This window comes from Shewanella eurypsychrophilus, from assembly GCF_007004545.3.
In the GTDB taxonomy this organism is placed as follows: Bacteria; Pseudomonadota; Gammaproteobacteria; order Enterobacterales; family Shewanellaceae; genus Shewanella; species Shewanella eurypsychrophilus.
The window spans coordinates 2,255,528-2,269,475 of record NZ_CP045503.2 but is presented as its reverse complement, the minus strand read 5'-3'; the positions used below and the strand labels follow the sequence as shown (position 1 = coordinate 2,269,475).

The 13,948-nt window shown below is 41.7% G+C and carries 15 protein-coding genes and 1 pseudogene; 9 read left to right on the top strand and 7 right to left on the bottom strand.

Annotation, left to right across the window (positions count from 1 at the left end; translation table 11 throughout):
- Nucleotides 1-278: 278 nt before the first annotated feature.
- Nucleotides 279-746: a hypothetical protein gene (locus tag FM038_RS09570; RefSeq protein ID WP_142870490.1), complete on the top strand. Its 468-nt coding sequence runs from the start codon at nucleotides 279-281 to the stop codon at nucleotides 744-746.
- Between the two features lie 181 nt (nucleotides 747-927).
- Here the strand turns inward: FM038_RS09570 and FM038_RS09565 are convergent, their stop codons facing one another.
- Complete coding sequence (locus FM038_RS09565) at nucleotides 928-1,281, bottom strand: hypothetical protein (RefSeq protein WP_199242736.1); 354 nt, start codon at nucleotides 1,279-1,281, stop codon at nucleotides 928-930.
- 235 nt (nucleotides 1,282-1,516) lie between these two features.
- Between FM038_RS09565 and FM038_RS09560 the strand changes: the two are divergent.
- A pseudogene (locus tag FM038_RS09560) lies at nucleotides 1,517-2,032 on the top strand (anaerobic C4-dicarboxylate transporter family protein); the annotation flags it as partial.
- A gap of 826 nt (nucleotides 2,033-2,858) precedes the next feature.
- On the opposite strand, the gene FM038_RS09555 reads toward FM038_RS09560, so the two are convergent.
- Nucleotides 2,859-3,167, bottom strand: coding sequence for a hypothetical protein (locus tag FM038_RS09555; RefSeq protein ID WP_142870489.1), 309 nt, complete (start codon nucleotides 3,165-3,167; stop codon nucleotides 2,859-2,861).
- Nucleotides 3,168-3,407: 240 nt separating this feature from the next.
- Here FM038_RS09555 and FM038_RS09550 point away from each other — a divergent pair, with 240 nt between their 5' ends.
- The 5 genes from FM038_RS09550 (at nucleotide 3,408) to FM038_RS09530 (ending at nucleotide 7,254) form a co-directional block, all read left to right on the top strand.
- The gene (locus FM038_RS09550) at nucleotides 3,408-3,977 is read left to right on the top strand and encodes a RidA family protein (RefSeq protein WP_142870488.1); all 570 of its coding nucleotides are present in this window, start codon (nucleotides 3,408-3,410) and stop codon (nucleotides 3,975-3,977) included.
- Between the two features lie 183 nt (nucleotides 3,978-4,160).
- Complete coding sequence (locus tag FM038_RS09545) at nucleotides 4,161-4,700, top strand: TetR/AcrR family transcriptional regulator (RefSeq protein WP_185965658.1); 540 nt, start codon at nucleotides 4,161-4,163, stop codon at nucleotides 4,698-4,700.
- Nucleotides 4,701-5,961: 1,261 nt separating this feature from the next.
- Complete coding sequence (locus FM038_RS09540; protein WP_185965657.1) at nucleotides 5,962-6,111, top strand: hypothetical protein; 150 nt, start codon at nucleotides 5,962-5,964, stop codon at nucleotides 6,109-6,111.
- A 4-nt stretch (nucleotides 6,112-6,115) separates the two neighbouring features.
- Nucleotides 6,116-6,622, top strand: coding sequence for a GNAT family N-acetyltransferase (locus FM038_RS09535; RefSeq protein ID WP_142870485.1), 507 nt, complete (start codon nucleotides 6,116-6,118; stop codon nucleotides 6,620-6,622).
- A gap of 56 nt (nucleotides 6,623-6,678) precedes the next feature.
- On the top strand, nucleotides 6,679-7,254 hold the full coding sequence (locus tag FM038_RS09530; protein ID WP_142870484.1) for a YdeI/OmpD-associated family protein: 576 nt from the start codon (nucleotides 6,679-6,681) through the stop codon (nucleotides 7,252-7,254).
- 54 nt (nucleotides 7,255-7,308) lie between these two features.
- On the opposite strand, the gene FM038_RS09525 is transcribed toward FM038_RS09530, so the two are convergent.
- The 3 genes from FM038_RS09525 to FM038_RS09515 form a co-directional block, all read right to left on the bottom strand.
- Nucleotides 7,309-7,425, bottom strand: coding sequence for an isochorismatase family protein (locus tag FM038_RS09525; RefSeq protein ID WP_142870483.1), 117 nt, complete (start codon nucleotides 7,423-7,425; stop codon nucleotides 7,309-7,311).
- Nucleotides 7,426-7,503: 78 nt separating this feature from the next.
- A complete protein-coding gene (locus FM038_RS09520; RefSeq protein ID WP_142870482.1) occupies nucleotides 7,504-8,196 on the bottom strand; it encodes an aspartate/glutamate racemase family protein in 693 nt (230 codons plus the stop codon).
- A 116-nt stretch (nucleotides 8,197-8,312) separates the two neighbouring features.
- Nucleotides 8,313-8,906 carry a TetR/AcrR family transcriptional regulator gene (locus tag FM038_RS09515; RefSeq protein ID WP_142870481.1) on the bottom strand — a complete coding sequence of 198 codons (594 nt, stop codon included), beginning with the start codon at nucleotides 8,904-8,906 and terminating at the stop codon, nucleotides 8,313-8,315.
- A 148-nt stretch (nucleotides 8,907-9,054) separates the two neighbouring features.
- Between FM038_RS09515 and FM038_RS09510 the strand changes: the two genes are divergently transcribed.
- Both FM038_RS09510 and FM038_RS09505 read left to right on the top strand, forming a co-directional pair.
- Entirely contained in the window at nucleotides 9,055-9,786 is a 732-nt protein-coding gene (locus tag FM038_RS09510; RefSeq protein ID WP_142870480.1) for an SDR family oxidoreductase, read from the top strand.
- A 922-nt stretch (nucleotides 9,787-10,708) separates the two neighbouring features.
- Entirely contained in the window at nucleotides 10,709-11,197 is a 489-nt protein-coding gene (locus FM038_RS09505) for a YybH family protein (RefSeq protein WP_185965656.1), read from the top strand.
- Nucleotides 11,198-11,326: 129 nt separating this feature from the next.
- On the opposite strand, the gene FM038_RS09500 is transcribed toward FM038_RS09505, so the two are convergent.
- Together FM038_RS09500 and FM038_RS09495 are read right to left on the bottom strand one after the other, a co-directional pair.
- Nucleotides 11,327-12,364, bottom strand: coding sequence for a Preprotein translocase subunit SecY (locus FM038_RS09500; protein ID WP_142870478.1), 1,038 nt, complete (start codon nucleotides 12,362-12,364; stop codon nucleotides 11,327-11,329).
- 316 nt (nucleotides 12,365-12,680) lie between these two features.
- Nucleotides 12,681-13,937, bottom strand: a complete 1,257-nt coding sequence (locus tag FM038_RS09495; protein WP_142870477.1) for an ABC transporter permease — start codon at nucleotides 13,935-13,937, stop codon at nucleotides 12,681-12,683.
- Nucleotides 13,938-13,948: the final 11 nt, after the last annotated feature.

The window sequence follows — 13,948 nt, the reverse complement described above, 5'->3', positions numbered from 1 at the left end:
GAGTCAAATTTCTAGCTCATTTCTGTCCAGAAGTGAGTTTAAATCTTTAATGTCCTCTTACAATAACAGCCTGTTCCTTGGCATTTTTTACTCAAAGTGCGGCTCAATTGTCAAGAGGATATGTAGTGTTTGCGGTGTTTAGGTGCGTCTTTATTTCCTAATGGTTTTATCCTCTTAATCCCCCCCTGTAAACTTGATCCATATTAATTCTGATAGTCTATCATTCGTGTATAGTTTGATTATATTACGCAATAATCTAACAGGGAATGGGTCAGATTATGAATAATAACGAAATCTATATTTTAATAATAATTGTAACATTTGCTTTAGCCGTTATTGGTTCTACTTGGTTAGTTAAACGAGCAAAATCAGAAAAACGAATCCACTGGTTTATTGGTAGCTCAATTGTTACAGTGTTTTTGTTAGGGATTATTAATGGGCCTATTGCTATTGTTTCAACTGTGGCGTTGCTTGCTTTCATAAAAAAAGAAGATGATCGACCTCTTAGTGATGTTGGTGAAGGCTTATTAAGTATTTTTAGTTCTGGTTTAGGTATTGTTTTTTATTCCTTTTACATGTTTTTTGGAGTTGGTGTTATATATTGGCTTTGGCTGGCGATCCAATTAGAGAGTTTTGGCATGTTTATTGTTGGAGTTATTCCTTTTGCTTTTATACTCACTGGCCCAATAGGTGCGTATTCGCTAATTTTTGATACGCCGCAATGGATAATTAATGTATTTGGGTAACTCACATTGGATCTTACAAGCCAATCGTTAGTAAGTGCGACAAATAGGTCATTAATAAATTTTGCTGTAAATGTGTTGTCTGATTAATTTTTCAATTGATAACATCCTGCTTGCAGCAATCGAAGTGCAGTCTAGGATGTCTCAACCTCGAAGAGACTGAACAACAGCGCATGGTTAAGCGTTATTGACAAAGTTGCTTCCAGGTAACCGAGAAGTCACTGACCTCGTTTTGCAAAATGGATAATTCCAAAGTGCCACCTGATACAAATTTTTGAAATCCACCATAGCCACCAAAACTATTTTTAGAATTTACCTCACCACAAGTGACGGGGATATTGTCTGAACCTCGATGAAAATAGACATTTCGAAATTCTGCTGAATTTGGGTCTTTGAGCCGTTGCTTAACCGCATTTTTTCCTTTGTCCATCCATGCAATTTTTTTAGCACTTGTTGTCTTATTATATGAATCAGTGATATCCGCTATAGCAGGCATTGAACAAAGAACAACAAAAATCAGCCCTAGAAAGTATTTCATCAGTTTTGTTCTCCTACACAGTGGTAAAAAGCGAGCCACGTAGTGGCTAGGCCAGTGGAATACCATAGGCCATGATCGATTTATGATCGCCTTGTTATGCATTAGTAAAAAGTATAGTAACGATTCTAAGTCAGCGCATAACTGAAGAGATTAGTGATGTCTGCTGTGCAAAATTTGAAGACCTGACAAAGCTTGTTTCTTGGCATCTCTCTCTAAAAGTGCAGCTCAATTGTCTATGGTGTTTATGCTTACCACAGCGACAGCCATAGTGACCTTCACTAAGATTGATGCATCAGAGATAGCCAACGCCGCTACCTTCAAGTCCGGCATGAGCGCCTGTATCTGTGTGCTTGGTGTGGCTTGGCTCGGTGATACCTTTGTATCCAGTCATATCGATCAGATAAAAGAGTTTTCCGCAGATATCCTCAATCAATACCCTTGGATGCTGGCAGTAACCCTGTTTTTCGCCTCTATGCTGCTTTACTCGCAAGGCGCAACCACCACAGCCTTGATGCCAGCCGCTTTAGCCATCGGCGTAGCACCAATCACTGCCATTGCGTCATTTGCCGCAGTAAGTGCGCTATTTGTCTTGCCGACTTACCCGACTCTACTCGCAGCAGTTGAGATGGATGATACCGGCTCGACGCGTATCGGCAATTTAGTGTTTAACCATCCTTTCTTTATTCCAGGTCTGGTGACCATATCAACTTCAGTAGCCCTGGGATTCTTGATCGGTGGACTCATATTATAAATTTAGAATTTAGAATTTAGAATTTAGAATTTAGAATTTAGAATTTTAGTGTTTAACCATGACTTAGTCTTTATTCCAGGTTTAGTGAGCATATCTAGCTCAGTAGCCCTAGGCTTTCGGATTGGCGGAGCCATACTCTAATTTACTTTAGCTCTAAAAGTGGGCAGCCTTCGAATAAAGGCTGATGACATTTTTATCTTGGTTCATTTTGATTTGGTCGTTACTTTTCGTCATTCCGGCAGATCTTTTGAGCCGGAATCCAGTGACCTTTGCTGTTTAAAAATGTCATTGAAGGTCATAACTTCATTGTTACCTAACGCTTGCAGCGGGCTTTTATGCACTCTTTATTTTGAGATATTTCTGCGAGACGCTGGCTCTTGATTTCATAAGAGTAATCCCTATACTCTTTGCGATTTCAAACAACTTCCATGTTTAAAGGCCAGTTCGGCTTCCATGCCTCTCATTCGAAGAACTTCACTAATTGAAGCCTCACCCTGAAATCGAAGCTCTCAGCCGCACCTACACTTGGTGGTTTACAAGAATATTTGACCTTATTCGCTTCGACCCCTTTGTTCAGGTGACTGGTGCATATTACACCAATATTGTGATTTTTAGGTGTGTATTAATAAGCAACAAATTAGCGGTTCCTGTACGACTTAATACTTGGTTAAAAAACCAAGGAAACTTGCATATAAGCTTGACCGGAACTTACTAATGGGTGACCCTCTTGATTGCTTCGGAGTTAAAGTTCTATAGCTTCCCATCTATTTTTAACCGGATATTAGTGTTCTTTGTTATAAACGCTGTGCTCAACTAGATGTCTATATCAGGGAGCAATAGAAAACACATAGTTAACAACTGTTTTGGGACGAGCAGCAAGCAATTCTCCAGAATTTTTAAGAAGAGACCCCATGTTCTCATGATGAAAGTCAGCCTCCTTTTGACTCGAAAAAAGAACATCGACAAAAAAATGTTTTTTGTTTTCATCATAAGATGCACACCAGCTAACAGGCCCACCTTCTGCTCTTTTTAATGATGTCAATTTAGCACACTCCAATAATAGATTTCGTGTCTCCTCTAATTTATTGTCTAGAGGAATTAAAATCACATGGTGATGTTGCATAGTGTCGCTCATAGCGATCTCCCTGTTTTTGATTCTTCATTTTATAACGTTCAATAATTTAAAAACATATTAAGTGCGACCGTATTTAAAGTCAACCCGTAAGCTTTTCGAAAAAAGAGGCAGTGGAGGTCGGTGTGGATTATTTTACGATTCTGATCACAAGTTTTCTTGTTCAGAAATTTGACTTTAAATACGATCGCATCTAATGTTGGCGCGGTCGGCAATTCGCCGTAGAAAATAGAAGGTAATACGATGAACAAAAATCAAACGTTAGATGAAAAACAAAGATTGGATAAAATTGATCAGGGGCGACGGAAGTTCTTTGAAACCTCGATTCCATTAACCGCAGGAGCCATTGTCGCCGGCGTGTTGTCAGTCCCATCAATCGCCACTGCCAAAACGTCAGTGAAAAAGAGCTTAGATCGTCAAGTAATCAAAGCTCTTCCTTGGCAACGCGATTATGGCTTCGTCCAGGGCAATGTCATCTCGGGGCCACACCGTACATTTCATATGGCAGGTCAAGGCCCAACCAATGAAAATGGCGAAGTTTTATATCCAAATGATATGAAAGGCCAAGTATCCGCCACGCTCGACAACATGGAACGCGCCTTAGAGCAAGCAAATATGAGCTGGAGTGACGTCATCAATTTAAGTGTATACACAACGGATATGTCAGGCTTCTTTGAGGTCTACCAGGAGACATTACACCAGCGTGTGGTGGTTGAGGGACGGGCAGTATTTGGCGGCGCTCTTCTTCAAATTTCTGGATTTGCGTTTCCAGATATGAAAATAGAAATTGTTGGCCTCGCTGTAAAATATTAAGAAATGTATCTAGCCTGAAACAGGCGTTTTTCCTGATTTCAGGTTGCTATGGTCAACCAATGTTATGAAATTTTAGCGGGAGAAGTCGATATTTCATCATTCCTTTGGATTTGAACAGTTCAACTTGTGACTAACAGCGAAGCTGTTAAAATGAAGCTGACATGTAAAGCGCAAGGGGAACTAATGGCACGCCACAAGAAGTTAGATAGAAATGCATTGCTCGATGCTGCAGAAATACTGGTGCGCGAAAGAGGATCACATGCTCTGTCGTTAGCCAATGTTGCTGAGACAGCCAATGTATCCAAGGGTGGAATTCAATCCAATTTTGGTACGCGCGAGAATCTGATCAACGCTTTGTTAGAAAGATGGGAGGGTACATTGCAAAATGCCGTTGTGACTATCAGCGAGCAGGCTGCCCCTTCAGTCTCTGAACTTGATATTCAGATACAGGCTTCTCGGTTAGCCTACAACCAAAACCCTGATCATTATAAGGCTATGATGATACTTATAACACAGAGTGATGAATTGCGGTCTAGATCACGAGACTGGTTTCGAGATAGTTTATCGAAAGTCGAAAAAAATAAGCTAACAAGCCGTAATGACAAATTAAAATTATTGCTAAACGAGGCAATGATCGCAATCCATGCGCTTGATTTAACATCTCTATCAGAGCAGGAATGGAAATATCTGCTGGAAGATTTGGATGCAAAAATGGAGAACTAGTCATAATGTGTCTCGATTACATACGTTACTAAGCCCGACTTAACAGGTCGTATAATCAGCCACATTTCCTGATCCACCCCCTTCTTTTATCCAACGATTGAATTGATCTTCTGTTGGAATGTATCTTTTTTTATGCAACTTTATTACTCGACTACAGCTGTATCGATTATTCCCAACATCGTTCTGGTTCGAGATCTCTTATAGAGATCTCAAATATCTTTTTGGGATACAAAAAGTAGTGTGAAGAGTAAACAGCGGACGTTGCGGCTAAATTGAAAATGTCCAGAAACGTTACTCGCCGAACCCATTATTCATAATCGAAGAGATAAATACTCAGGTGTAAACGCGGCTGAGACCTTCGACATCAGGGATGATGTCGCAGAGCCCACAGGGATTGTGCTTGAGGCGTGTCGCAGAAGTGTTTGCACTTAAGCCCACGGCAGGTGATAGATAAACATGAAGCTATGGTATTTAGTTCGCTAGCAAGTACAAAATCAGCCCAATGAACCCAGTTCAAAAGATACTTGAGTAACTTGTTATCCGACAAGTCATCACATTTTTATCTAGAAGTGAGTTAGCAGAGAGCCAGAACTGTCATATCTTTTTGTGCTTTAGAGCATCCCCTTGTTCTTCGTGAAAGTGAGCCTCACTTTCACGAAGAACACGGAGGAGCAGATGAAGATGCCCAAAGGCTTGAGCTCTTGCCTTTCTCCGTGGCCCTTCGTGTCCTCCGTGGTGAATAGCTTTGGGTTTGATGCTTTAGCCCAGAAACAAGCATCCTTACCACGGAGCGCTTCGCTTACACGGAGAGCGCGGAGGTAAAACCTCAAGATTAAATTCAATCCGCCTAGCCATTAACTCAATTAGCTACGACCTTCTTGTCAATACAATGAGCTAACAATAGAACTCATTACGGATGTAAAAAGGTACCGATGAAGAGTATAAACTTCAAAATATATCAAATAATTATCTCATCTAAGCTTAAAAAAACGACTACCACAGAAAAGCAAAAACCTATAGCATACCGAATAAATGAAGTTGGCGAGGCATCGGCCAAGTCCAACAATTGATTTATGCCTTGCAGACAACAAGGCGCATAAATACTAAAACATTATGTTTAAAATCAAATGTTGGAGATTAATTATGGAAAATATCACGAAAAAAAAGAGTTTATCTCAATGGTTTTTTGGAGAGTATTCTTGGACTTTCAAATTTAGTTGGGTGCTAGCAACATTAGTATGTGTTTATCTAGGAGCTACTCGTGAAGAAAATATCTGGGTTCTTCTTGTTAATGGGCATGTCAACTCTGCCTTTCTTCTTTACATACTTGGATGCTTATCTGATTTTAGATATCGATTTATTAAAGAGTCGAGAAATAACTAAACATAACAATAACTTCAAACAGAGATGATTTAATGTGTATTACCATTCGGCCAGAAAAAACTAGCGATATTCAAAATATTCATAAAACTACCATTGCAGCATTTCTTGATGCACCACATACAGATCATACTGAACAATTTATTGTGGATGCATTGAGAGATTCAGGAGTCTTATCTGTTTCTCTTGTTGCAGAAGACTCATCTCAAATAGTTGGGCATATTGCTTTGTCGCCAGTGACTATCTCTAGTCATTCTAGTGGGTGGTTTGGTTTGGGCCCCATTTCTGTAATCCCAACTGAACAAAATAAGGGTATTGGCTCTAAACTAATGCATGCAGCTCTTAGCGAGTTAAAGAATCTCAATGCTAATGGGTGTGTATTACTTGGTGATCCAAGTTACTATCGTCGATTCGGTTTTAAGCCAATAGATGGCTTAGTACTCCCTGAAGTACCTCCTGAATATTTTCAAGCAGTGTTACTGAAGGGGGCTTACCCGACAGGTATTGTGACATATCATGAGTCATTTTCAGCACAGGGCTAGCAAGCTGTTTAAGCCGGACAAATAACAGGGCGTGATGCCGAAGAGAATCTAATTAGATGCCTGAACCAGACCCATTGAGAATCCTGTCATTTGCAACACCGAAAGATCTCGGCGAGTGGCTAAAGGTGAATCACGCAACTGAAAGTGAGTTGTGGGTAAAAATATTTAAGAAAAAAACAGGGATTCAAAGTGTTACTTGGAATGATCTAGTGATAGAGATTTTATGCTTGGGTTGGATTGACGGTGTGAAAAAGTCAATTGACGATCAAGCTTATCTTCAGCGCATAACTCCCAGAACAGCACGAAGTAATTGGTCTAAAAGGAACACTGAGCATGTTGAACGTTTGATAAAAGAAGACCGGATGAAGGAATCTGGGCTTGTGCATGTTCGTGCAGCGAAAGCTGACGGTCGTTGGGAAAACGCCTATGTGGTAAGTGAAATTGAAGTGCCCGCAGATTTCATCGCTGCACTAGAAAATCAGCCGATGGTAAAACAGTTTTTTGAAACTCTTAATAAATCGAGCCGTTATGTAATCGCTCTCGGTTTAACAAGTGCAAAGAAAACCGAAACGAGACAAAGACGATTTACAAAATACATGACAATGCTTGTTCATGAAGAAAAACCTAAATAAGTGGCATTGAGCGTCCGTGAATGGCCGTTTTATGACATCCATTCATATCTGATGTCACGCAACTGAATGATTGATTAACACGCCACAGATAACAAGCTCAGTTATCCCCTTCTCGCGTAATAAGCTTTCTAACTCTGTGTTGATAAACGCAGGATTTTGTGTATCAATCATGTCAATTCCCTATGATGCCTAGAACTGTTGCTAATGGTGATCAGCAAGTAATACTTATGCTAGTGCTGTAACTGAAACTCAATAAAGTGCTTTTTTTACCGCAGCTTCTGCATGGATAGCCGTTGTATCATACAAGGGAATGTGAGTATCTTCTTGGCCAACTAATAGTGCTATCTCAGTACAGCCTAAGATAACCGCTTGTGCGCCTCGCTCAAATAGCGAGTCAATAGTCGTCAAAAATGCTTGACGAGAATTTGCGTTTATATCACCTAAACAAAGTTCCTCATAGATAACGCTATGAATAAGCGCTCTCTCTTTAGGCTCTGGGGTCATGACCTCGATAGCAAATTGTTCAGTAAGCCTCTGCTTATAAAAAGCCTGCTCCATGGTAAATTGTGTGCCAAGTAAGCCGACAGTTTTAATACCATCAGCAACTAACTGATCCCCGGTTGCATCGGCAATATGCAGTAATGGGATAGTGACACTCGCCGCTATCTCATCGGCAACTTTATGCATGGTATTAGTACAGATTAAAAAAAAGTCAGCCCCTGCTGCTTCTAGAGAGAGTGCTGCTTTTGTCAGAATATTAGCGGTTTTATCCCAATCGCCAATATGTTGCAGCCGTTCAATTTCGGCAAAATCGACACTGTTGAGTACTATTTTACCTGAGTGTAATCCGCCAAGTTCACGCTTAACCCCTTGGTTAATTGCCTGATAGTAACTCACCGTCGACTCCCAGCTCATGCCACCAATCATACCTATGGTTTTCATGCTCTCTCCTTGAATAATTTTTCATCGCTAAAGCCGGCTGAATAAAAACTCACAAGCTTGGCCATATCTCTTTATCTCTTATCTGGGTGTATTAGCGTGTAATAAAATCAGCAGAATCACCACACCTTCACCGCAACGTGAACGGCCTGAGTCAGCTCATGGAGTGTCTTACCCGAGCGGGCAAGTACGGCCAAGCCATGAATAAAGGTCATGATGTAATTGACGTTGGCTTCTACATCGAAGTTCTGCTCCAGCTTGCCTTGAGCTTTCTCCTCCTTGAAAAAGTCAGTCAGCAACTTTTGATGAGAGCCTTGGATCGTTAAAATGGCATCCATGGCGCTCTGGGGCATATCATGACTGGCAGATTCCGCGGCGCACAGAGAAACAAAACAGCCCTTTGGCAGAGACACATCACAATGCATCTCTATCACAGACAAGAGGTAATTTAGCAGGCGTTGTTTGATGCTAAGATTTTGCTGTTGCAACATTTCAACATGGGGCGCGGCATATTTGGCCAGATAGTGCTCAGTCGCAGTGACAAACAGTTGCTCCTTATTGCCGAACGTCGAATACAAGCTAGGCTTGTTGATCCCCATACTTTCGGTCAAATCTGTCATGGACGCGCCCACGAAACCCTTCTGCCAAAAAACTAAGGTCGCTTTTTCTAAGGCTCCATCTATATCGAAGTTACGCTTTCTACCGGAAGCCATACCTGCCTCTACTCATCTCTACAAATAAAATTTTTTGGTTCTTGACAATATTGTACCGATCGGTAAACATAATATCAAATGTACCGATCGGTACAAAATATAATTTTAGATCATCAAATTGATTATTACCGCGAGAAGGAAGTTAATTATGAGTTTTAATATCACAGATAAAGTGGCACTGGTTACTGGCGCGAATCGTGGCATAGGCAAGTCAATCGTTGAATCGTTTCTGGCTCTCGGCGCTAAGAAGGTCTATTTAGCAGTGCGGGATCTTGACTCTACAACTGAACTCGTAGAACGGTATGCAGATAAGGTTTCCCCTCTGCTGATCGACATGTCCAAGCCTGAATCAATCGTGGCAGCCGCGAAACTAGCTACTGATGTACAGGTAGTCGTGAATAACGCTGGCATATTGAACGTCGCCGCACCGTTAGATGAGCATGCTGAGCAGTCCTTGACCGAAGAGCTGAACATAAACGCATTTGGTTTACTGCGCATAGCCCAGGCGTTTACCCCTATACTGGAGAAAAATGGCCCTGGCGCCCTGGTTCAACTCAATTCGGTAGCTTCAATTAAAAACTTTGGTGCACTCACCACCTATTCAGCATCAAAAGCCGCAGCATATTCTATTACCCAAGGCTTAAAAGAGAGTCTGGCGCCGAAAGGAATCACTGTATTGAGTGTCCACCCTGGTCCTATCAATACCGATATGGCAGCCCAAGGTGGCATGACAGAAATAGCCGAGCCCACCAGCGTGGTTGCAGAAGGAATAGTGACCTCCCTAAAAGCAGGAGACTTTCACCTCTTCCCCGATGCCATGGCCAGAGACTTTCAAGGCGCCTACCAAAGCTACGCCGACAACATCATTGAGGCTGATTAAAAAAGCCATTAAGACAGCTGAGTAGGGAAGCATATCGGTACAAGTTGCCTCCCTACTCTGTTACATCCGTTTATACTGAATTACTTTCTGTTTGATGAATCTCTTCCTTATCTTCGATGCCAGAAAAATGAGTCAGACGCTCAGCCTCTTTTGCTTCTATCGGCGTATATCCCTCTACAGTCAGTTAACTAAAACATGAATAGTTCACTGACCGCCAACACTTATTTTAGTTAAGTGATCCAGTACAAAATTAGCACCCTATAGTCTTGATAATTTTACATTTCAAGTTATGCTTCAAACAATTTTTAATCCGTGGGTATAGTCTTGCATTGCACGAGTAAAGTGATATTAATCCTTATCTTGCTGACATTTGTCGGGCAGACTTTTGCGTTTACAAATTTACAATGTTCGCTGCAAAAAGACGCTGTAGAATCTAACGTTAACACCCTAGTGATCCCAACACAAAGCACTTCAAATGCTAATAGCTTAACCTATGAAGCGGTTAATATTGAATCTCAAGATCGGATAACCACTTCTACAAACTGTTGCGACTTACTCTGCAATTGTCCTTCTGTCTGTTGCGCGTTAATTCCATTGGCCATGTCCCTCCCCTCAATTCAGAAAGTCGCTCAGCCCAGACTGATACTCGTCTCAAATAAGGTCGACAAACTGTCACCTTATTTATCCTCTTTATATAAACCTCCAATCACTGCACTTAATTAAACAAACTTACTTCTAAACATTGCTGGCAAAATAACGGTTCGGGTAACACCTGCTTCGCTTATTTGCGTGGTAGCAATTGCGTTTATCTTAGCCACAATACCCATATTAGTAGGTTTGATAGCGACACGTGAAAGGTGATTTCATCATTGTACTTTGCATGGGATTACTCTGTAACTATCTATACATTAAGAGTATTAAAATGACTTTAACAAAAATAACTTACGCTTCTGGGGTGATCGTTTTAGCCTTGTTGTACCAGATATGTGGTATGGCTTATGCGACCGAATGGGTAAAGAAACACTATGATCCATTTATGGGCTTGGAAACTGAGAGCGCTAAAGTTGTCACTCAATTTCACCAGGCACTAAAGCGAGGTGACGAGGAGCGAGTCAATAACCTTCTCGCTGAAGATGTTGTCATTGTAGAAAATGGTAAAATAAATCGGTCTCGATATGAATATATCAATCAGCATATGAAAGAGGATATGCTGGCACTCAATGCATCGAAGACCGTATTCCACGAACTAAGCATTAAGGTCAACGGAAGTACGGCTATTGCAACGGCTCGAAAGAAAATTATAGAAGTGGAGCGAGGAGAGGAGCTCGACATGCACAATATAGAAACTATGGTACTCAATAAACAATCAAATGGGCGCTGGAAGATTAGCTATATTCATTGGTCTAGTTAAATACTCCACTGGTATTGGAAGTATAGTTTGGCTTGCCATAGCTCCAATACTCATAAAATACACAAGCTTACAAATCTCGAGGGTTATCAATTGATAACCCTCATTAACGACAAACTATGACCCTTCTTTCTAAGCTTGGGAAGTCACGCCCTGCCACTGATAATGCTTATTCGCTTTTTGGGTAACGACTCCCTCAGTAAATAACTGAGCAAAAATCTCATCCACTTCGTCGTTAGTAATATTAAGATACTTACTTACCGCTCGCTTACTGCAGTTGACCTGATTCGAACTTAACGCATTCACCGCTTGCTCATAGGGGCTATAAACCTGAGATGGTGATAGCTCAGGCTCATCTAATCGATCAAGCTCCGAAAAATGTGTCAAACGCTCAGCATTCTCTGCTCCAATTGGCGTGAAACCCTCGATAGTCACTGGCTTCAAATTACGAAATTGATGACGAAAACGATTCTCTTCGCCTATGAGGCCGACAAAAAAGGCGGCAAAGAAGTCCAGTAATACCGAAAGAAATACCACCAAGCCAAGTTGGGCGGTGACAGCTTCAATGTTCAAAGACCTCGCAAGACTCTCTATCAGACCGATGACAGAACCTTGACTGACTAGGGGTAAGTTATCCCTCTGCATGGCCAGCGTTTGCTGCTCTTCTCTAAGGCGGCTATTTTCTTTCTGAATACGGGTTACACCGGTCGCAATTCGTTCCATCTGAATGTATTTTTCGGCCGCTGTGTTATTGAGGGAGATCTGTTTATCAATAGCCTCAATCTGCATATTGAAGGCATTCACCTTACTCTGCTGCACGTTTACATGTTCTTGAGCCTTGTTGGTGGCACTATTGATCCCACCAACAGATCCACCAATGGATATGGCAGCTAATACGGCGTAAAAACCCAAGGCCGAAAACATGCCTAAATAGTTACGTCTTGCATGACGCTCACCCACCTCATACCAAGCAAAAAATTTACCTAATTCGAAAATAACCGCCAAACCACCGAACAATAACTGCATGACTGGATCGTCATCGATGGACAAAAATAGCAATAAGGAAAAAACAATAGAGGCGAGAATCGAAGCACCAGTAAAGCTGTAAACACTCCACATGGCAAATCTTCCCTTAGGAAAACGTAAGGCTAAATCTTGGTTGTAAAACATAACTGACTTCTATGTCGAAGAGCGGATGCTCGGCTCAGAAAATGACACCTACAAATACACATTGCAAATGAAAAAACGGAGCGCAAGGATACACCACAAATAGGGTGATTTCCCTTATAAAACACCAGTTACTGTCCCTGTTGACGAGTTTTCAACCTATGACACATCGACTGTATGATGTATGAACTAAAATGTGTATCAAGTATAGATACTGTGTAAGCAAGCCGTTAAATTAGCAAGAGGAAATATAAACAAGCTTGGCACCGAAAATCGAGGCCAAGCCGTATTTGTCTACTCACAGTAAACCGAGTTAAAGCTAATCTCTTTGCAACGCCACAATGGGATCAAGTTTCGCCGCCTTCTTAGCCGGATATAATCCAAAACCGACACCAATAGTCATACAAACACCTAAGGCGAGAAAAATGGCAAAGGGTGACCAAGCCACTGGCCAACCTGCAGCACTGGAGATCACGACGGCTAGTAACAAGCCTACCCCGATACCGATAACGCCTCCTGTCGCCGAGATGGCAATACTCTCAATCAAAAACTGACGAGCGATATCTTTACGCCGAGCGCCCAATGCTCTAAGTAAGCCTATTTCGCCCGTACGTTCCATAATTGTCGCCAGCATGATGTTCATAATGCCAATCCCGCCCACCAGCAATGAGATCCCAGCGACACAAGCCATGACAATATTAAATATTTGCTGGGTCTTCTGATGTTGTGCAAGCAAGTCTGCTGGCACGACGATATCATAGTCTTTCTCACCACCATGACGACGATTCATTAAGTGTCGTAAACTCTTAGCAGCCAAAGAGGGCTCGACCCCTTCAGTCAAAGAGACTTTAAAGGCATCGAGTTCATCCTCTAAACTTTTAAAGTTCATCTTCTTTAGCGCGGTTGCTAATGGAATAAAGACCTGATTACGTTCACCACCTAACTTTACACCTTGAATTTTTGACGAGCCATTTTGAAGATCCGTTAACACACCAACGACGGTGAACCATTGATGATTAATCTTAATCACGCTGCCAACGGCCTTGCCTTGGGGAAACAGACCTCTGGCCGCTTCAGGTCCCAATACGGCAACTTGTCGATAATGGGCTTCATCGCGGGTATCAAACGCTTCCCCTTCACTTAAGTGCAAGGCACTTAAATCAAAGTAGCTAGGTGTTACTCCCTTAACTTGGGCATCACTACGACCTTCGAGGCTGAATAAACTGAACGTTTTGACCTGCTTTTCTGCGCTCCACTTATCAACAAAAGGTAAGGTTTCTTTAGCGCTCTTAACATCTCTTATGCTCAGACCAATACTGTGTTCTCTAATGGATTTCAACGCTTCTCCGTCGGTTGTACGGGCATTAACGACCAGGTTTCTTACTCCCATAGACTCGATCATCTTAAGCGCTTCTCGCTCTGCACCTTCGCCAACACTTAGCATGGCAATCACGGCACCAACGCCAAATATCATCCCCAGTAAGGTCAAAGCCGTACGCAACTTATGATGTCGCATCTCATCAAACGCTTGCTTAATGCCTTCGAGATAAACTTTACTTTCAGCCATAATACTCATACACGACTCCT